Source organism: Agrobacterium sp. 20P9.1.2 (assembly GCF_057799395.1).
Genome location: NZ_JBYOKI010000006.1, coordinates 15,469 through 34,136 on the forward strand (window position 1 = coordinate 15,469; position 18,668 = coordinate 34,136).

17 protein-coding genes and 1 riboswitch are annotated in these 18,668 nt (G+C 57.9%); of the genes, 11 read left to right on the plus strand and 6 right to left on the minus strand.

Annotated features, from left to right (window positions below):
- Positions 1–120 precede the first annotated feature (120 nt).
- The 3 genes from modA (at position 121) to modC (ending at position 2,759) form a co-directional block, all read left to right on the plus strand.
- On the plus strand, positions 121–915 hold the full coding sequence (gene modA, locus AC27VJ_RS16925; protein WP_488685016.1) for a molybdate ABC transporter substrate-binding protein: 795 nt from the start codon (positions 121–123) through the stop codon (positions 913–915).
- 69 nt (positions 916–984) lie between these two features.
- Complete coding sequence (gene modB / locus AC27VJ_RS16930) at positions 985–1,686, plus strand: molybdate ABC transporter permease subunit (RefSeq protein ID WP_113086163.1); 702 nt, start codon at positions 985–987, stop codon at positions 1,684–1,686.
- Complete coding sequence (gene modC, locus AC27VJ_RS16935) at positions 1,683–2,759, plus strand: molybdenum ABC transporter ATP-binding protein (RefSeq protein ID WP_488685017.1); 1,077 nt, start codon at positions 1,683–1,685, stop codon at positions 2,757–2,759. Before modB ends, modC begins: the two co-directional genes overlap by 4 nt.
- On the opposite strand, the gene AC27VJ_RS16940 is transcribed toward modC, so the two are convergent.
- The 6 genes from AC27VJ_RS16940 to thiC are packed head-to-tail and all read right to left on the minus strand — an operon-like array spanning position 2,753 to position 7,944.
- Positions 2,753–3,121, minus strand: coding sequence for a winged helix-turn-helix domain-containing protein (locus AC27VJ_RS16940; protein ID WP_488685018.1), 369 nt, complete (start codon positions 3,119–3,121; stop codon positions 2,753–2,755). The genes modC and AC27VJ_RS16940 overlap by 7 nt on opposite strands.
- Positions 3,118–4,140: a P1 family peptidase gene (locus AC27VJ_RS16945; protein WP_488685019.1), complete on the minus strand. Its 1,023-nt coding sequence runs from the start codon at positions 4,138–4,140 to the stop codon at positions 3,118–3,120. Before AC27VJ_RS16945 ends, AC27VJ_RS16940 begins: the two co-directional genes overlap by 4 nt.
- A gap of 40 nt (positions 4,141–4,180) precedes the next feature.
- Positions 4,181–4,954 (minus strand): thiazole synthase, encoded by a 774-nt coding sequence (locus AC27VJ_RS16950; protein ID WP_488685020.1) that lies wholly within the window; start codon positions 4,952–4,954, stop codon positions 4,181–4,183.
- Positions 4,955–4,957: 3 nt separating this feature from the next.
- Positions 4,958–5,155 carry a sulfur carrier protein ThiS gene (thiS, locus tag AC27VJ_RS16955; RefSeq protein WP_488685021.1) on the minus strand — a complete coding sequence of 66 codons (198 nt, stop codon included), beginning with the start codon at positions 5,153–5,155 and terminating at the stop codon, positions 4,958–4,960.
- Positions 5,124–6,119 carry a glycine oxidase ThiO gene (gene thiO, locus AC27VJ_RS16960; protein ID WP_488685022.1) on the minus strand — a complete coding sequence of 332 codons (996 nt, stop codon included), beginning with the start codon at positions 6,117–6,119 and terminating at the stop codon, positions 5,124–5,126. Before thiO ends, thiS begins: the two co-directional genes overlap by 32 nt.
- Position 6,120: 1 nt before the next feature.
- The gene (gene thiC / locus AC27VJ_RS16965) at positions 6,121–7,944 is read right to left on the minus strand and encodes a phosphomethylpyrimidine synthase ThiC (RefSeq protein ID WP_488685023.1); all 1,824 of its coding nucleotides are present in this window, start codon (positions 7,942–7,944) and stop codon (positions 6,121–6,123) included.
- A gap of 98 nt (positions 7,945–8,042) precedes the next feature.
- A riboswitch (TPP riboswitch) is annotated at positions 8,043–8,154 on the minus strand.
- 169 nt (positions 8,155–8,323) lie between these two features.
- Between thiC and AC27VJ_RS16970 the strand changes: the two genes are divergently transcribed.
- The 8 genes from AC27VJ_RS16970 to AC27VJ_RS17005 all read left to right on the plus strand — a co-directional run bounded on the left by AC27VJ_RS16970 (position 8,324) and on the right by AC27VJ_RS17005 (position 18,618).
- Positions 8,324–8,575 (plus strand): acyl carrier protein, encoded by a 252-nt coding sequence (locus AC27VJ_RS16970; protein WP_113086155.1) that lies wholly within the window; start codon positions 8,324–8,326, stop codon positions 8,573–8,575.
- Positions 8,575–9,756 carry an acyl-CoA dehydrogenase family protein gene (locus tag AC27VJ_RS16975; RefSeq protein WP_488685234.1) on the plus strand — a complete coding sequence of 394 codons (1,182 nt, stop codon included), beginning with the start codon at positions 8,575–8,577 and terminating at the stop codon, positions 9,754–9,756. Before AC27VJ_RS16970 ends, AC27VJ_RS16975 begins: the two co-directional genes overlap by 1 nt.
- A gap of 23 nt (positions 9,757–9,779) precedes the next feature.
- Positions 9,780–10,688 (plus strand): amino acid--[acyl-carrier-protein] ligase, encoded by a 909-nt coding sequence (locus AC27VJ_RS16980; RefSeq protein ID WP_488685024.1) that lies wholly within the window; start codon positions 9,780–9,782, stop codon positions 10,686–10,688.
- Between the two features lie 7 nt (positions 10,689–10,695).
- Positions 10,696–11,682 carry a DUF1839 family protein gene (locus AC27VJ_RS16985; protein ID WP_488685025.1) on the plus strand — a complete coding sequence of 329 codons (987 nt, stop codon included), beginning with the start codon at positions 10,696–10,698 and terminating at the stop codon, positions 11,680–11,682.
- Complete coding sequence (locus AC27VJ_RS16990; RefSeq protein WP_488685026.1) at positions 11,679–14,150, plus strand: glycoside hydrolase family 2 protein; 2,472 nt, start codon at positions 11,679–11,681, stop codon at positions 14,148–14,150. The genes AC27VJ_RS16985 and AC27VJ_RS16990 overlap by 4 nt, the downstream gene beginning before the upstream one ends.
- Before the next feature lie 203 nt (positions 14,151–14,353).
- The gene (locus tag AC27VJ_RS16995; protein WP_488685027.1) at positions 14,354–17,071 is read left to right on the plus strand and encodes an ABC transporter transmembrane domain-containing protein; all 2,718 of its coding nucleotides are present in this window, start codon (positions 14,354–14,356) and stop codon (positions 17,069–17,071) included.
- 39 nt (positions 17,072–17,110) lie between these two features.
- Positions 17,111–17,566, plus strand: coding sequence for a cyclic nucleotide-binding domain-containing protein (locus AC27VJ_RS17000; RefSeq protein ID WP_113086191.1), 456 nt, complete (start codon positions 17,111–17,113; stop codon positions 17,564–17,566).
- A 350-nt stretch (positions 17,567–17,916) separates the two neighbouring features.
- Positions 17,917–18,618 (plus strand): MBL fold metallo-hydrolase, encoded by a 702-nt coding sequence (locus AC27VJ_RS17005; protein ID WP_488685235.1) that lies wholly within the window; start codon positions 17,917–17,919, stop codon positions 18,616–18,618.
- Positions 18,619–18,668: the final 50 nt, after the last annotated feature.

Genomic DNA, 18,668 nt, shown 5'->3' on the forward strand with positions numbered 1-18,668 from the left:
GGAGAAAGCTGAAATCACATATTGTCTTCGCAGAAATCGATATATTCTTGAAAATATAATGCTTGACCTCTATGACCGATATATCGATTGGGATATTTCGAGTGAGAAGGGTTGAGGAGTATGGGAATGTTTCGCCGCACGATTATGACAACAATATTGGCGGTCTTTGCGGGCGCAGGGCTTGTCGCATCCGGGATGTCCTTTCCCGCATTCGCGCAGGACAAGGTCACCATTTTTGCCGCTGCCAGCATGAAAAATGCGCTTGATGCGGCCAATGCGGAATGGGCCAAGGAAACCAGCAATGAGGCCACGGTGTCCTATGCCGCTAGCTCGGCGCTGGCCAAACAGATCGAGGCGGGAGCACCCGCCGATCTCTTCATCTCGGCAGACCTTGCGTGGATGGATTATGTCGCGGGCAAAAAGCTGATCAAAGAAGATACGCGCACCAACCTGCTCGGCAACCGTCTGGTGCTGGTGGCCCCTGCCGATAAGGCGACGCCGGTCGACATCAAACAGGGCTTCGACCTTGCAAAGCTGGTGGGTGATGGAAAGCTGGCCATGGGCGCGGTCGATAGCGTTCCGGCTGGAAAATACGGCAAGGCCGCGCTTGAAAAGCTCGGCGTCTGGTCTTCCGTGGAAGGCAAGGTTGCGGGTGCGGAAAGCGTTCGCGCAGCTCTCGTTCTCGTGTCTCGCGGCGAGGCCCCTTATGGCATCGTCTACCAGACCGATGCTGCCGCCGACCAGGGCGTCAAGATCGTCGGCACCTTCCCGCAGGACAGCCACGATCCGATCATCTATCCGGTTGCCATCCTGTCGGAATCCAAAAGCCCGGCAGCGGCTGCCTATCTCGAATTCCTGAAATCGGCCAAGGCTGCCCCTTTCTTTGAAAAGCAGGGCTTTACCATTCTGAAGTAAGATCGGCTTTCACGATCCTTATGGCTCCGGCAATCGTCGGGGTCATCACCTTTTGACGGGAATGGCGTATTGGACTGGCTCACCCTCAGCGCGGAAGAATGGACGGCGATACGCCTGAGCCTCTGGGTGTCCAGCATCGCCATGTTCGCGAGCCTTCCCTTCGGCATATTGATCGCCCTGGCGCTTGCACGCGGCCAGTTCTGGGGCAAATCGCTGCTCAACGGCATCGTGCACCTTCCGCTCATCCTGCCTCCTGTTGTCACCGGCTTCATTCTTCTCGTCACTTTCGGACGTCGTGGTGTGATCGGACAGTTTCTCGATCAGTATTTTGGCATCGTCTTTTCCTTTCGCTGGACGGGCGCCGCACTGGCCTGCGCCATCATGGCTTTTCCGCTGATGGTGCGCTCCATCCGCCTTTCGATCGAAGCGGTGGATCGCAAGCTGGAGGAAGCGGCGGGCACGCTGGGCGCTAGCCCGCTCTGGGTGTTCCTCACCGTCACCCTGCCGCTCACCCTGCCCGGCATTATCGCAGGCATGATCCTCGCATTTGCCAAGGCCATGGGAGAGTTCGGCGCGACCATTACCTTCGTCTCCAACATTCCCGGCGAGACACAGACCCTGTCAGCGGCCATCTACACCTTCACCCAGGTTCCCGGTGGTGATGCGGGCGCGATGCGGCTGACGCTGGTTGCCATCGCTATCTCTATGGTCGCTCTGCTGGCCTCGGAATATCTGGCGCGCATCGTCGGCAAAAGGGTGAATGCGGAATGACGCTGACGCTCACTGTCAAACACAGGCTGGGTGCCTTCACGCTGGACGCCGATCTTACCGCTGGTAAAGGCGTGACCGCGCTCTTCGGACGTTCCGGCTCCGGCAAAACCTCCGTCATCCGCATCATCGCCGGATTGACGAGGCCCGATCATGGGACTTTGACGCTTGATGGATCGGCGCTGGCCGACAGCAACAAACGCCTCTTCACCCCCTGCCACAAACGCCGCTTCGGCACCGTGTTTCAGGAAGCGCGCCTGTTTCCGCATCTCACCGTCGAGCAGAACCTGCATTATGGTCGCTGGTTCTCTGGCAAAACGGGCGCACAGACGGAAAGCACAAAAATCATCGAGATGCTCGGCATCGGAGACCTGCTGAAGCGCCGCCCGGAAAAACTGTCCGGGGGCGAAAAGCAACGCGTGGCGATTGGCCGCGCGCTTCTGTCATCGCCGCGCCTGCTGTTGATGGATGAGCCGCTGGCCGCGCTCGATGAGGCGCGGAAAACTGAGATCATTCCGTATCTCGAACGGCTACGCGACGAGACAAAAATTCCGATCATCTATGTCAGCCATTCCGTCAGCGAGGTGTCGCGCCTTGCAGACCAGATCGTGGTCATGAAGGATGGCAGGGTCGAGGTCTCAGGCCCGGCAGCCGAAATCCTCTCGCGCCCCGCTTTCACCGCCCAGCTAGAACGCCGGGAGATCGGCAGCATTCTATCTGGTAACGTGGAAGGTTTCGATTCTGCGCACGGCCTCGCCAAGATCAGGCTAGGCAAGGTGGTATTGCAGGTTCCAACACCATCGGCAGAGGTCGGGCACCGCGTTCGCGTTCACATTCCGGCCCGTGACGTGATGCTGGCGACAGTGAAACCCGAGGGTCTGAGCGCGCTCAACATTCTGGAAGGCCGAATTGCAGAGATTGCGCTTTCAGAGGATGGGATGGCGATGGTGCAGGTGGATTGCGGTGGCGATATCATCGCGTCGCGCATCACCAAGCTGTCGGTCGAACGCCTGGCGCTGGAACCGGGAAAGCCGATCTTTGCCATCATCAAATCGGCTGCGCTCGATCCTTACTGATCGGACTGCCGGTTCGCCTCGAGCCAGTCGAGATCGGCTTTCAGTGTATCGTTCAAGCGCTGCTGCATGCCACGATAGCGTTCAAGCAGTTCCTGCCCAAAGGCCGTCAAGCTTGCCCCGCCACCTTGGCTGCCACCGCGCTGGGATTCGATCACCGGTTCCTTGAACATGTGGTTTAGCGCATCTACCAGCAGCCATGCGCGGCGATAGGACATATCCATGGCCCGCCCGGCAGCGGAAATGGAGCCGGTAGAGGCAATCAATTCCATCAACTGGATTTTGCCCCGTCCGAGTCTATCATTTGGCGGAAAATCGATCCGCAAAACCGTTTTTAGCGGCATTTTCTCGGTTTGATCGCTCATTCGGCACCTGCTCCGAAATGATCCCGCCAGGATTTTTGCGCGCCCTCATGCGTCAAGGCCGTGGCCTCATAAACGCCACGGGCAATGGCACGGCTAACGACCATGCCCGCAAGATGGCAAAGCTCGGCAAAGTCACTCGCGGCATTCATGGGTTTCTGACAGGTCGCAGCGGCAAACATGGTGTCGCCATCGCTGGCAAGATGTGACGGCAGAATGGCGCGGGCGAGCCCGCCATGCGCCATGATCGAAAGCCGGTGCGCCTGCGCTTTCGTCAGCACGGCATTGGTCACCACTGCACCAATCGTCGTTGCCGTTAGCGTTACGCCTTTGATGCGCATGGCCGTGTCGGCAGTTGAAAACTGGGGCGGTAAGCCAAGCCCGCCGAATTCATCGTCACGCTCGAAGGGGGCAGCCCAGAAATGCTGGCTTGTTCCCACAGTCGCGGAGCCCATAGCATTAACGGCAACTATGGCCGCAACCTTATGGCCGCCCGACGTAACGGCGCTGGCAGAACCCAGCCCACCCTTGAAGGTCGCCGTGGTCGCGCCCGTCCCAGCCCCGACACTGCCAAGCGCAAAGGGCTGGCGAGTTGCGGCCTTGAAAGCATCATAACCCATATCGCGATAGGGCGAATGCAGGCCCCAATCCTTGTTTCCGCCATTCAGCAAATCCATCAGGATCGCCTGCGGCACGATGGGAATGCGGGTCGATCCGACCGCAAAGCCACGCCCGATCTCGCGAAGGCCCGATTGCACACCGCCTGCAGCATCCAGGCCGAAGGCCGAACCGCCTGAGAGCACGAAGGCATCGACCACCTCTACCGTCATGGATGGGTCGAGTAGCGCCGTATCCCGCCCGCCCGGTGCACCACCGAGAACGGAGCCGGAGGCGATGGCCGGTTGGTCAAAGACGATGGCGGTAACACCCGATCCGAGTTGGAGATCGGTGGCATGACCGACAGCCACACCATCGATATCGGTCAGCAGATTGTGCATGTCTGGGTACCTCTTGAGGCTCATGCCTGCCGGTATCCCGCCCTCACCTCATCTTGTCAACGGCTCAGGAAAACACCGCCTTGCCAATCACAGGCGTGGATGGCACCGCCATGTCGCGCGGCTCCAGCATGCCTGAGAGATAGGCCTCGCGCCCAGCCGTCACCGCTTTTGCAAAGGCGCCAGCCATGATGACCGGATTGCCCGCACCCGCCACCGCCGTATTGAGCAGCACGGCATCGTAACCCAGTTCCATGACGGTCGTGGCATGGGATGGCCGTCCAAGACCCGCATCGACAATCATCGACACATCCGGGAAATGGGCGCGCATGGAGCGCAAGGCGGTGATGTTCAGCGGCCCCATGGCGCTGCCGATGGGTGCGCACCAGGGCATAAGCACCTTGCAACCCGCATCCACAAGCTTTTCCGCCACCACCAGATCATCGGTTGTATAGGGAAAGACCTCGAAACCATCATCACTTAGAATGAGGGCCGCTTCCACCAGTGCAAAAACATCCGGCTGAAGCGTATCGTGATTGCCGATCACCTCCAGCTTGATCCAGTTGGTCTTGAACACCTCCCGCGCCATCTTGGCCGTCAGCACCGCTTCCTTGGCGGTGTGGCAACCCGCCGTATTGGGCAGAATGTTGCGGTCCAGCTCGCGGATGAGCTCGAAAAACTGCCCACCCTGCTTGCCACCCGCCGTTTCGCGTCGGAGAGAGATCGTCAGAATATCGGTCTTGCTGGCGCGCACCGCATCCGCAAGCACGGCGGGCGAAGGGTAACGAGCAGTGCCGAGCAGCAGCCGTGATCCGACCTCGCGTCCATAGAGTTTCAACATCGCCTATCCTCCCTGCATGGGTGAAAGAACTTCGATCCTGTCGAATTCCTTCAGCCGAAAATCATCGCGGTCCTGCGCATGGACGAGATCGCCATTGACCGCTGTTGCCAGCCAGTCGCCTTCGTAGTCAAGCACGGTCAGCAGTTGCGAAAGCCTGTCGGTAGCAAGATCATGCTCTTGCCCGTTGACGAGAATTTTCATGGGAAACCTCCTTTGACATCATAATATCGGCGGCCTGCCGCGCCATGGCTGGCGACAGCAGAAACCCGTGCCGATGGGCACCGTTGATAAACAGCGTGCCGCCCTCTTCCTTGATAGCGGGAAGATTGTCGGCAAAAGCGGGGCGGATGCCGGTGCCCGTTTCGATGATCTGCGCCTCACCAAAGGCAGGGTGCAGCGCGTAAGCCGCATTCAGCAACTCCATCATCGAACGGGCGGTGATCGGCCCCGCCTCATCCGTTTCGATCATCGTCGCGCCCACCATGAAACGCCCCGCTTCCCGCGGCACGATGTAGAGCGGAATGCGCGGGTGAAGCAGCCGCACGGGACGGGAGAGCGTCACCTCACCGGTAGAGAGATAAAGCATCTCGCCACGCACGCCGCGAAGGCCGGTAAGCTTGCCGGTCTGTGCCGCGCCGGTGCAATCAATGACGTGATCAAATTCACCTTCATCCATCGCCTCGCCGCCGAAGTGAAAGCGGACACCCATCGACACAAGACGCTCATACAGTGCCGAGAGAGCCAGTCGCGGATCGAGATGCCCCTCGCCTTCGAAGAACAGTCCAGTCCGAAACCGACTGGCGAGATCGGGCTCTAGCGCCGCAATCTCGTTCTCATCCATCCAGCGATAGCCTGATGTGCGAGAAGCGAAACGCGAAAGTTCTGACTTGTCCCGTGCGGGTGCGACGACCAGTGTGCCGTTTCGTTTGACCAGTCCCGGCGTGGCCTCGTCCCACCAGTCCATTGCCGATTGGCCGAGTGTGACAACGGCTTCCTCGGCGCTTTCCCGCTCACACCAGGGTGCCAGCATGCCCCCCGCATACCAGGACGCACCGCGCCCCGGTTCGCTTGCAAGATCGCAAACCGCGACCTCCATTCCATGTCGGGCAAGCTCCAGCGCAGCCGTCATACCGGCAACACCTGCTCCCTTTATGAGAATGCGCATCTCACTCACCTGCTACCGGCTTTTCCAGCGGCATATAGAGATCACCGCCCTGCTGGAATTTCTGTGCCATGGCCTCCAGACCTTCCTTTTGCGCCTCGGCGCGGATGTCGTGCGAAATGCGCATGGAGCAGAATTTCGGCCCGCACATGGAGCAGAAATGCGCCACCTTATGCGCCTCCTTCGGCAAGGTCTCATCATGGAAGGACCGTGCCGTTTCCGGGTCGAGCGACAGGTTGAACTGGTCTTCCCAGCGGAACTCGAAACGGGCGCGCGACAGCGCATTGTCGCGGATTTGCGCTGCCGGATGTCCCTTGGCGAGATCCGCAGCGTGAGCGGCGATCTTGTAGGTGATGACACCGACCTTCACGTCGTTACGATCCGGCAGGCCGAGATGCTCCTTCGGCGTGACGTAGCAAAGCATGGCCGTGCCGAACCAGCCGATCATCGCCGCACCGATGCCTGACGTGATGTGGTCGTAGCCGGGCGCAATATCCGTGGTCAGCGGCCCAAGCGTATAGAAAGGCGCTTCGCCGCAGACCTTCAGCTGCTTGTCCATGTTTTCCTTGATCTTGTGCATCGGCACATGGCCGGGGCCTTCGATCATGACCTGACAATCTTTCGCCCAGGCGATCTGCGTCAGCTCACCCAGCGTTTCCAACTCGGCAAATTGTGCGGCGTCATTGGCATCGGCAATCGAGCCGGGGCGCAGACCATCACCAAGCGAAAACGACACATCGTAAGCGCGGCAGATGTCGCAAATCTCTTCGAAATGCTCGTAGAGGAAAGACTCCCTGTGGTGATGCAGACACCACTTGGCCATGATCGAGCCGCCACGCGAAACGATGCCGGTAACGCGATTGACGGTCAGCGGAATGTAATGCAGCCGCACCCCCGCATGGATGGTAAAGTAGTCCACCCCCTGTTCGGCCTGCTCGATCAACGTATCGCGAAACACCTCCCAAGTCAGGTCTTCGGCAATGCCATTGACCTTTTCCAGCGCCTGATAGAGCGGAACGGTTCCGATCGGCACCGGCGAATTGCGAATGATCCATTCGCGGATATTATGAATGTTGCGGCCGGTGGAGAGGTCCATGACCGTATCACCACCCCAGCGGATGGCCCAGACCATCTTGTCGACCTCATCCGCCATGGAGGAGGTGACCGCCGAATTGCCGATATTGGCGTTGATCTTGACGAGGAAATTGCGACCGATGATCATCGGTTCTGCCTCGGGGTGGTTGATGTTGGCGGGAATGATCGCCCTGCCCGCAGCAACCTCCTGGCGCACAAATTCCGCCGTGACGAAATCGGGGATATTCGCGCCAAAACTTTCGCCATCCCGCACCAGCTTTTCCTTGGCAGCTTCGCGGCCAAGGTTTTCGCGGATGGCAATGAACTCCATTTCCGGCGTGATGATACCGGCGCGGGCATAGGCAAGCTGCGTTACTGCCTTGCCATCCTTCGCTTTCAGCGGCTGGTGGCGTAGCGGAAACTCAGGCGTCAGGCGTTCGCCCGTCGCGAAACCATTATCCTCCGGTTTGACGTGGCGACCCTCGTAAGCCTCCACATCCCCCCTTGCGACAACCCAGTCATGGCGCAGGCGCGGCAGGCCGCCTTCGATACTGACAGCGTGAGACGGGTCGGTATAGGGACCGGAGGAATCGTAGACCGTAACGGGTGGTTCGCCCGCCGTGGGATGCACGGCGATTTCGCGCATGGGAACGCGGATGTGAGGGTGGATGATGCCCGGCTTGTAGACCTTGGTCGAAGCAGGCAGCGGACCTGTTGTAACGAAAGGAGAGAGATTTTTAGCGGCAATGTTCATCGTGAGGCTCCAAAGCAAAAACAGTGGAGACCCAGTTCGAGCTTGAAGACGAAAAACCACGGGACGAATAGCGATGGATTCGGCAAGGCCGAACTGCTGTTCCCGCGTTTGCACCGTCCCTACGCCAGTATGAACTGGATCAGGTTCAACGGGTCACTGCGCGCTCTAGCAGTATCTCAGCCCCTTGCCGGGACCCCCCTGGTGAATGCCTCAATCAAAAACCTGACATGGAGTTTTGTCAAGTTGGCATCTGCGGTATGTTTCATAAGGGCGGGAAGTCACCACAAATTAACCTCGCCATTTATTGGAATGTTATTTTTTCGCGATTAACTCCAAGAATGCGTTATGATGACGCTCTATCTGAGGGAGACTATTGAGAATGAATTCAACAATTCGTGAAATACTGTCGAAATTCGGCCAGCTCCCTGTGCCTGTCGATACAATTGCAGACGAAGCTGATCTTTATGCAGCCGGACTTTCTTCTTTCGCATCAGTACAGTTGATGCTGGGAATTGAAGATGCTTTCGATATCGAGTTTCCCGACAGCATGCTCAATCGCAAGTCTTTCGCCAGCATCAAGGCCATCGAAGACACGGTAAAAGCCATTCTCGACGGCAAAGAGGCGGCATGATGAACGTGTCCGTTGCCCCACCGGATTCAACGCTGGCTGCACGCGCAGCGCGTGTCGCCTCCATCGCCGCGCAGCATGCGGACGATGTGGACGCCGCAGCACGTTTTCCGAAAGAGGCGGTGGACGCCCTTCGGGCCGAGCGCCTGCTCGGCATTCAGATTCCCGTTCATCTGGGCGGCGAAAGCGCCGATCTCAGGCAGATCGCCGATATCTGCTGCATTCTCGGCCAGTCCTGCTCCGCAACCGCGATGATTTTTGCCATGCACCAGATCAAGGCCTCAAGCCTTGTGGAACATGGCGAGGAAAGCGCGTGGCACACGGGTTTCATGCGGCGTCTGGCCGCCGACCAATTGCTGATCGGCTCGGCCACGACCGAAGGCGGCATTGGCGGAAACCTGCGCAACTCGATTTGCGCCATCCATGTGGATGGCGACAGCTGCACGCTGGAAAAGGACGCGACCGTCATTTCCTATGGCAGCGAAGCGGATGCCATCCTCATCACCTCGCGGGCGCATGCCGATGCAGCGCCTGCCGATCAGGTGATGACGGTGTTTCTGAAAGACCAGTACAGTCTTGAAAAGACCCATGTCTGGAACACGCTGGGCATGCGGGGCACCTGCTCCGATGGCTTCCTGTTCAAGGGCAAAGCGCCGTCTGAACAAATCTTTCCCAAGCCTTTTGCGGAAATTGCGGCGCAATCCATGCTGGCAGCCTCACATCTTTTGTGGAGCGGCGTCTGGTACGGCATTGCAGCCGACGCCGTTTTGCGGGCACAGGCTTTCGTGCGCGCAGCGGCCCGCAAATCCCCCGGCGTGGCACCTCCCGGCGCCATCCGTCTGGCGGAAGTGTCCAACAAGCTCCAGATCGTCAAATCCAACGTCATTGCCGGTCTGAAGGCCTATGAGGATACCAAGTCCGATCCGGACAGGCTGATGTCCATGGGCTTTGCCATTGCCATGAACAACGTCAAGATCTGTTCGTCGGAAACCATTCTGGAAATCATCAATCACGCCATGCTGATCTGCGGCATCATGGGCTACAAAAACGGTACGCCCTACAGTCTCGGACGACATCTGCGCGATGCGCACTCGGCGCAACTGATGATTTCCAACGACAGAATTTTAAGCAACTCCGCCAATCTCCTGCTCGTGCAGAAGCAGGACACAAGTCTTTCGATATAACTCTGGCCTTTCAGGATAAAACCATGGACATGCAAACTACGTTTTTGGATCGCCTGTTCGACAAGGGCCTGCTGATCGATACCGGCGTAGATGGCCTTTATGGCCGCAGCGGCCAGTTTGAAGACGTGATTGTCGCCTTCGAGCGCCTGATCGACAAGGTCGGCGGCGGTGACAAGGCGGAAGCCATCCGTTTCCCGCCCGGCATCAACCGCGCCTACTTTGAAAAAAGCGGCTATATGAAAAGCTTCCCGCAGCTGGCTGGCACAGTCCATTCCTTCTGCGGCTGCGAGCTGGACCACGTCAGCCTGCTGAAAAGCATGGATGAGGGTAGCGACTGGACGAAAGACCAGAAGATCACCGATATCGTGCTGACGCCTGCGGCCTGCTACCCGCTTTATCCGACCATCGCAAAGCGCGGCAATCTGCCTGACAATGGCGGTCTCTACGACATCCAATCCTATTGCTTCCGCCATGAACCATCCAAGGACCCGGCACGCCAGCAGCTGTTCCGCATGCGCGAATATGTGCGCATGGGCACGGAAAGCGACGTCACCGAATTCCGCCAGCTGTGGATGGATCGCGGCGTGGAGATGATGGAAAAGATCGGTCTCGATGTGAAGATCGATATCGCTAACGACCCGTTCTTCGGGCGCGCGGGTAAGATGCTGGCCAACAACCAGCGCGACCAGAACCTGAAATTCGAACTGCTGATCCCGGTTACATCCACGACCAATCAGACCGCTTGCATGAGCTTCAACTACCATCAGGACGCATTCGGAGCCAAATGGGGTCTCAACCTTGCGGATGGTGCTGTTGCCCACACCGCCTGCGTCGGCTTCGGGCTGGAGCGCATTGCACTGGCGCTGTTTGCAAAACACGGACTGGATGTGGAAGCATGGCCGCAGTCTGTGCGGGACACGCTTTGGGGCTGAGGACGGTATGACGAGTATTTTTCCGGCCTTGAGCGCTGACACCTATGTTCAACATTCGCTTCATTCATTGGAGCGCATGTGGCCGGAAACCAATTGCTATGTCGATCTATGGATCGAGCTTCTGGCCGCGAGCAATCTGCCGCCGGAAGCCATGCTCGGCTTCACGCTCACCCAGGATTTCGAAGGCGACCAGTTCACCTTCTTCAAGGTACCGCTGGAAGATCTTGAGGCGCTTTATGGCATCCGTGTCACCGAACTGGCGATCTTCGACAGGCTCGAAAGCCATATCGAAACGCAGTTGCGGCGCGGGCGCATCTGCCTGATCGAGATGGACAGTTTCTACATGCCGGATACGCACGGCACCGCCTATCGCAAAGAGCATGGCAAGACCACCGTCGCCATCAACCGGATGGATCTGGAAAACCGCAGGCTGGAATATTTCCACAATGCCGGTTACTTTGCACTGGAAGGCGATGATTTCTCCGGCATTTTCCAGCACCACCTGACAGAGGACGATCTTCCCTTTCTGCCCTATACGGAATTCGCCAAATTTCCCGAAAAGCCTGTTGGCGACAAGGAAAGGCTAAGAGCGGCGGACCGACTTCTGCTTCAGCATTTCGAGAGACGCCCGAAGAGCAATCCGATCAGGGCTTTCGCTCAAGTCTTTCCAAAGCAGGTGGAAAACGTGGCTGACCGGCCCTTCGGCTTTTTCCATAAATATGCCTTTAACACGCTTCGCCAGCTCGGTGCCAATTTCGAACTCGCCGCCAGCCATCTGGAATGGCTGGGTGGCGAACAGCGCTTTGGCCAGGCACCGGCCCACGCGCTTCGCATTTCGGAAGTGGCAAAAACCGTGCAATTCCAGCTTGCCCGCGCCATTGCCCGCCGCAAGTTCGAAACACTCGCAACCGTGCTCGACCCGGCCATCGCAGCCTGGGACGAGATGATGGCGGAACTGGAGAGCAGGCTCAGCAACACAAGCGAGGCGGCGTGACGGCAGCATCCGTTTTCCACGCTGCGAATGGCCAATCGCTCAGCGAGGGATGGACCTTAACGCTGACGGAACGCGATGCCTATCTGACGCCGGTCGATATTCCCATCGATGCCGACGAGATGACGGCACCCGTTCCCGGCACAGTTGCGCAGGCGCTGGAAACGCTCGGAAAATTTGATCGACTCAATCCACAGCCATTGAATACGCAGGACGCATGGTACCGGCTGACACTGGTGTCTGATGTGGTCGGTCCAGCCAGATTGCATTTCGAAGGACTGGCGACGATTGCGGAGATTTTCCTCAATGGAGAGCTTCTCGCCCATTCCACCAGCATGTTCGAAGCGCTTGATATCCCTTTCGAACAGACCGGCGCGGATGAACTCGCCATCTGTTTTCGTGCCCTTGCGCCCCGTCTGGAGCGACCCGGCCCACGGGCGCGCTGGCGTCCGCAGATGATGAATTCGCAAGGCCTGCGGCTGGTCAGGACGACAGCGCTTGGCCACATGCCCGGCTGGTGTCCGGAGATCCATGCTGTTGGCCCATGGCGTCCTATCCGCCTGATCCGCGAGAGCGAGCGCGTTTTCGACGTGCTGTCATCTCGATCGGAGCTTGAGGCCGATGGAACCGGAACTCTGCAATTGGCTGTCCGCTTGCAACGAGATGCTTCGGCTGTCGAGATACATTGCGCAGGCCATTCCGGAAGGATGGACGCGAAAGGCGATGGCACCTTTGAAGGTCAGTTGCGATTGGCGGACATCGCACCTTGGTGGCCGGCAACGCATGGCACGCCTGCCCTTCACGACGTCGGTCTTCGCATAGAAGGGCAGACATATCCTCTCGGCAAGACGGGGTTTCGCCGCATTGAGATAAACAACGGCGCAGATGGCAAAGGCTTTGGCCTGAACATCAACGGTGAGCCGATTTTCTGCCGGGGTGCGGTCTGGACCAATGCCGATATCGTGCGGCTGCCCGGCACCACCGGAGATTACGAGCCCTGGCTGCGACTGGCTGCTGAGGCTGGCATGAACATGATCCGCATTGGCGGCACGATGGCTTATGAGACGCCGGACTTTTTCAAGCTTTGTGATCGATTGGGCCTCATGGTCTGGCAGGACATGATGCTGGCGAATTTCGATTACCCGGCTAAGGATGAGGCATTCCTTGCCCATATCGAAGCGGAAATCTCGCAGCTTCTCACGAATACCGCACTCTCCCCCTCGCTGACCGTGCTGTGCGGTGGCAGCGAAATGTATCAGCAGGGCGCGATGCTGGGGCTTTCCGAACAGTTCTGGAAAGGTCCGCTGACAGAAGAAATCCTGCCCGCCCATGTCCGGCGGTTGCGGCCTGATATCGCCTATGTCCCCAACTCCCCTTTCGGTGGAGCTCTGCCCTTCGTTCCGAACGAGAAAGTCGGTCATTACTACGGTGTCGGTGCCTATTGCCGGCCGCTGGAAGATGCGCGCCGTGCCGATCTGCGCTTCGCCGGAGAATGCCTCGCCTTCGCCAACGTCCCGCAGCAACGCACGCTGGACAAGCACCTGCCCGCAAAGCCGGTGCACGACCCGCAGTGGAAAGCCCGCGTGCCCCGGGACCGCGGCGCGTCGTGGGATTTCGAGGATGTACGAGATCACTATCTCAAGCTGCTTTACGAGGTGGAGCCATCCACCCTGCGCCGTGAGGATGGTGAGCGATATCTCAACCCTTCGCGCGCCGTCAGCGCTGAAGTCATGGAAGCGACATTCGCGGAATGGCGCCGCAGCGGATCGTCCTGTCAGGGCGCTCTGGTCTGGACATTGCAGGATCTGTTGCCCGGCCCCGGCTGGGGCGTGATCGATGCGACGGGAGAACCGAAGGCGGCATGGTATGGGCTGAAACGCGCCTTCCGCCCGCTACAGATCACGCTTCTGGATGAGGGTACGAACGGCCTCGATATTCATCTCATCAATGAAAGCCCTGATGATGTGGACGCCGTGGTCGAGATCACCTGCCTGCGTGATGGTCTCCAGCCTGTCGTGACCGGCAAGCGCGCCCTAAACCTGGCTTCACGCGGGAAACAGAAGATCGCCGCCACGGATTTGTTCGGCGCATTTTTCGATACGACCTATGCCTACCGTTTCGGCCCACCCTCCCACGATGTGACGGTTGCGCGGCTGATCGACCAGAAAACCGGCGCGCTTCTGGCAGACGCGTTTCATTTTCCGATTGGCCGCAAGACAGCCATGCATTCCGCCACGCTTCACGCCGAAGTGTCGCGCGAGGGCGAGCGCTGGATTGCGCATCTCACCACCGATCGTTTTGCACAGTCCGTGCATATCGACGCGGAAGGCTTTCGACCAGCTGAGGACTGGTTTCACTTGCCCCCCGGTGAGGGTCGCCAGATAGAACTGATACCCTTGGACCAGCAGTCGGCAGATGCACCGAAGGGCGAAATTCGCGCGCTTGGCAGCAGCCGTGTATTTCGTTTCTGAAGAAATACGCTATAAGGCTCGTATTCCGCCGAATTCGTGACTAAATGGACCACGCCGATACTGGGCGTCATGTTCCGTTTCGTTCACCGCAGCACGCATACTCTCTCCATTTTCGAAACGACATCTGCCTGCATTCAAGAGCGGCTTTGACGCAATCGAAAACATCAATTACCTTCCAGTCTGGCAAGGCACAGAAGTCCTACATGGAAAAAAGTTTAACCCGCTATATCTGGAATCACACGCGGCGGCAGCAGCTTTTCATTCTGCTGATCGTCGCGTTTTCGATGATCCCATACTTCCTCGCCTTTGACCTGCCCAAACAGATCGTCAACGGCCCGATACAGGGGGATGGTTTCGAGGGCGTGAACTCCACGCAGCTCTTCATGCATCTGACGCTTGATCTACCCTATATGGGAAAGATCACGCTGTTTCCGGGCATCGAGCTGACCCGCCTTGGCATGTTGATGGGGCTGAGCCTGACCTTTCTGGCGCTCGTCATCATCAACGGCCTCTTCAAATATTACATCAACACCTATAAGGGCCGCCTTGGCGAACGCCTGCTGCGCCGCATCCGCTTCCAGCTGATTGATCGTATTCTGCTGTTTCCTCCGTCCCACTTCAAACGTGTGAAGGGCGCGGAAATCTCCAGCATGATCAAGGACGAGGTCGAGCCGCTGGGTGGTTTTACCGGTGACGCCTTCGTTCAGCCCGCCCTTCTGGGTGGACAGGCGCTGTCGGCGCTCTTCTTCATTCTCGTGCAGAATTTCTGGCTTGGCCTGATTGCCGCCTTCATGGCCGCCATTCAGGTCGGCATCATCCCCAAAATGCGCCGTCGCCTGATCGAACTCGGCAGACAGCGCCAGCTGAGCGCCCGGCAGCTGGCAGGCCGTATCGGTGAAATGGTCGATGGCATCGGCACGATCCACGCCTATGACACATCCAACTACGAGAGAGCGGATGCCGCCCACCGGCTCGGCGAAATCTTCAAGATTCGCTACGATCTCTACCAGTGGAAGTTCATCGTCAAATTCATCAATAATTTTCTGGCGCAGCTGACACCCTTTTTCTTTTACGCGCTGGGCGGTTATCTGACGCTGCGCGGCAGCCTCGATGTCGGTCAGCTGGTGGCCGTGATCAACGCTTACAAAGAACTTCCCGGCCCGCTGAAGGAACTGATCGACTGGGATCAGGCCCGTCAGGACGTTCAGGTCAAATACGAGCAGGTTTTCGAGCAGTTCGATTCGCCCACCATGATCGACTCGAAAATTCAGGCCCTTTCGCCAGAAGCGGCAGCAGCCATTACCGGCCCTATCGTTGTTGCCGGGCTGTCGCTGGACGACGATAGCGGCACGCGTCTTCTCGATCAGGCATCCCTGACCATCAATCCAGGTGAAAGCATCGCGATCGTCGGCGGCTCGGGAGCGGAAGCGCTGGCAGATGCGCTGGGGCGTACCCTGTGGCCAACCTCAGGCAAGATAACATTCGGGGATACCGACCTTCACGAATTGCCGGAATCCGTCACCGGACGGCGCATCTCCTATGTGTCTGCCGACACCTATTTCTTCCATGACAGCCTCAAGGAAAACCTCGTTTACGGCCTGAAACACGCCCCTTTGAAGCCGCGTGAGTATGAAGGTGCCGAACTCGAACATCGCAAATGGGAAATCCGCGAAGCCAAACTCGCTCAAAATCCCGATATCGATATCAACAGCGACTGGATCGATTACGGATCCAGCCCCGCCGGAAGCGATGAAGAGGGAAAATTCCTGAAAGCCATGCTGTCGGTTCTCGATACGGTTCAGCTATCGCAGGATGTTCTCGATTTTGCGCTGCGCTCGTCCATTGACCCCCTGACCGATCTGCATCTGGCAGCGCGGATCGTGGAATTGCGTCAGGCGCTGCGCGTGGAGCTCGACAAGGAAAATCTCAGCGGCCTGATCGTGCCATTTGAGCCCAACAGCTACAATGCCGAGGCGACGGTTGGCGAAAACATCATGTTCGGAACGATGCGCGATTCCGCGACCGGCAGTAGCATGATCATCAACAGCGACTATTTCCGCTCTTTGATGCGCGGCACCGGCCTGTCCGAAACCCTGTTCGCCATGGGTTATACGATTGCCGAAAACGTCGTGGAAATCTTCAGCGACCTGCCGCCCGACCACCCGTTCTTCCAGCAGCTCACCTTCATGACGGCGGACGATATTCCCGGCTATCAGCAGATGCTGCAACGCCTTCAGGGCAAGGGCTACAAGGATGCAACCGAGGCGGAGCGGCGCGCCATGTTGCGGCTCAGCTTCTTCTACATCGAACCGCGCCAGCGCTTCGGCCTTCTGACGCAGGAGGTGATGGATAAGATCGTGGAAGTCCGCCACATGTTCCACGAAAAACTGCCGGATGACCTGCGCAGCTGGATCGAGCCCTATGATCCGGAAAAATATGCGACATCGACCAGCCTTCTCGACAATATCCTGTTCGGCAAGATCAGCCATCGCTATGCCGATGCGTCCCGCCGCATCACGAAGATCGTTGCCGATGCGATGAAGAAGCAGGGCCTTTATGACAAGGTGCTGGCCGTTGGGCTCGAATTCAACCTAGGCGCAGGCGGCAAGCGACTGGGGCCCTTGCAGCGACAGAAGCTCAATCTGGCCCGCGCGCTGATCAGAAAATCGGACTATTACGTTCTCAACCGTCCGCTCCCCGGCCTCGACCATCGCATGCAACAGGAAATCGTCGACAATGTCATGGCCTTCGTGAAGAGCGATGGCGCCAATCCCGGGGTGCTGTGGGTGCTTTCCAATCCATCTCTGTCAAAAATGTTCGACCGTGTTATCGTTATTAACCATGGATCGGTGGTCGCAGATGGAACATACGAGACTCTTTCAGAAGAAAACGGTACATTCAAAGAAATGATCGCAGCGTAGTGTATGGCGATCGAACTGGAACACGGACAGGAAAAGGCAATGCTTTTCAAAGACGAAATTCAGATGCTGAAACGCGTTCCCTTCTTCAGCGAAATGGAACCTTCCAAGCTGAAGTTGCTGGCATTTGCATCTGATCGGGTTTCCTACCATGCCGGAGACGAATTGTTCCGCCAAGGTGATCTTGGCGATGCTGCCTATGTACTGCTGACGGGCAAAGTGGATGTGCTGATAGACTCCCCATCCGGCCAGATAAAGCTGACCGAAATGAGCGGTAACGCCATCGTCGGTGAAATCGCCATTCTCTGCGACAGCGTCAGAACCGCAACCGTGCGCGCCTCGACGTCCGTGGAAGCATTGCGGATCGGCAAAGAACAGTTCTTTAAGCTGATGTCCGATTTCCCCGATGTGACGATCAAGGTGATGCGGGTACTTGCCGAGCGTCTGACACAGACGACGTCGGAACTCAGCAAAGCGCGGTCGGGATCAAACGCTTAAAAGAAACACCATTCTCCAGCGCCATTATTCGAAAGAAAAATAAAAGTGGTGCTATTGTAATAAAACTGAAATGCTGGGCGTACTAATGGCGGAGACATAGCTGTCTCCCGGAAGGCTGGGGCAAAGACAGGAAAGATAGCACGGTGCCCATAGGAGGAGCTTGGGGCGCTCGTGGTAAATTGGGGTGTATCATGGCGTTGCATTCCGACGATCATCGTCGGGACAATAAACAGGAATTTCGGGTCAAGATCTGGGGAGCAAGAGGAACGCTTCCCGTCTCAGGAGAAAAATTCCAAAAATATGGTGGAAACACGATCTGCATCGAAGTGAGGTGCGGAGACCACGTCTTGCTGTTCGATGCGGGCTCGGGCCTCTTGCCCGCCGGTCAGGCGCTGAAGGCTGAGGGCATCGGTGATGTCAACATGTTCTTCTCCCATTGCCATTACGATCACATCGTCGGCTTTCCCTATTTCAAACCCTTCTTCAATCGTGAGAACGATGTGCGCATATGGTCCGGCCATCTTGCCGGGCAGAAAACCACGCGGGAAATGCTGGCTGAATTCATGAGCCCGCCATGGTTCCCCGCTCCCCTCGATATCTGCTGCGCCCAGATCATCACCAAGGATTTCAAGGCCGGTGATGTGTTGCCGGTTCACTCCGAACTCAACATCACAACCGGCATGCTGAACCATCCCGGCAATGCCATCGGCTACCGCATCGACTGGCAGGGCCGCAGCTTCGCCATTATCACCGATACGGAGCACGAGACCGGAAAGCTGGACAAGTCGGTTCTGAAGCTGATCGACAATGTGGACCTGTTTCTCTACGACGCATGTTTCACCGATGCCGAGATGGAAACCTATCGCGGTTACGGTCATTCCTCATGGCAGCAGGCCGTTCTTCTGGCCAAGCATGCCAATGCCAAAAGCGTCGGGCTGATCCACCACGCGCCTTTTCGCACCGACGGCGAGCTTGAAATCATCGAAGCGGATGCAAAAAAGGAATTCGCCGGTGCCTTCGCTGCGTGGGACGGCCAGACCATAGAGCTTTGAAGAGGCGCGTCTGGCCCAGCAGTCTCACGCGTTTCAAAATGCCGATGACG

What these genes read in the sequence shown, in the direction of transcription:
- AC27VJ_RS16970 (WP_113086155.1), top strand. Translation starts at nt 8,324, where the DNA reads ATGAATTCAACAATTCGTGAAATACTGTCGAAATTCGGCCAGCTCCCT.
- modC (WP_488685017.1), top strand. Translation starts at nt 1,683, where the DNA reads ATGACGCTGACGCTCACTGTCAAACACAGGCTGGGTGCCTTCACGCTG.
- modA (WP_488685016.1), top strand. Translation starts at nt 121, where the DNA reads ATGGGAATGTTTCGCCGCACGATTATGACAACAATATTGGCGGTCTTT.
- thiC (WP_488685023.1), bottom strand. Translation starts at nt 7,944, where the DNA reads ATGAACATTGCCGCTAAAAATCTCTCTCCTTTCGTTACAACAGGTCCG.
- AC27VJ_RS16975 (WP_488685234.1), top strand. Translation starts at nt 8,575, where the DNA reads ATGAACGTGTCCGTTGCCCCACCGGATTCAACGCTGGCTGCACGCGCA.
- thiO (WP_488685022.1), bottom strand. Translation starts at nt 6,119, where the DNA reads ATGCGCATTCTCATAAAGGGAGCAGGTGTTGCCGGTATGACGGCTGCG.
- AC27VJ_RS16945 (WP_488685019.1), bottom strand. Translation starts at nt 4,140, where the DNA reads ATGAGCCTCAAGAGGTACCCAGACATGCACAATCTGCTGACCGATATC.
- AC27VJ_RS17000 (WP_113086191.1), top strand. Translation starts at nt 17,111, where the DNA reads ATGCTTTTCAAAGACGAAATTCAGATGCTGAAACGCGTTCCCTTCTTC.
- AC27VJ_RS16985 (WP_488685025.1), top strand. Translation starts at nt 10,696, where the DNA reads ATGACGAGTATTTTTCCGGCCTTGAGCGCTGACACCTATGTTCAACAT.
- AC27VJ_RS16980 (WP_488685024.1), top strand. Translation starts at nt 9,780, where the DNA reads ATGGACATGCAAACTACGTTTTTGGATCGCCTGTTCGACAAGGGCCTG.
- AC27VJ_RS16995 (WP_488685027.1), top strand. Translation starts at nt 14,354, where the DNA reads ATGGAAAAAAGTTTAACCCGCTATATCTGGAATCACACGCGGCGGCAG.
- AC27VJ_RS16940 (WP_488685018.1), bottom strand. Translation starts at nt 3,121, where the DNA reads ATGAGCGATCAAACCGAGAAAATGCCGCTAAAAACGGTTTTGCGGATC.
- AC27VJ_RS16950 (WP_488685020.1), bottom strand. Translation starts at nt 4,954, where the DNA reads ATGTTGAAACTCTATGGACGCGAGGTCGGATCACGGCTGCTGCTCGGC.
- thiS (WP_488685021.1), bottom strand. Translation starts at nt 5,155, where the DNA reads ATGAAAATTCTCGTCAACGGGCAAGAGCATGATCTTGCTACCGACAGG.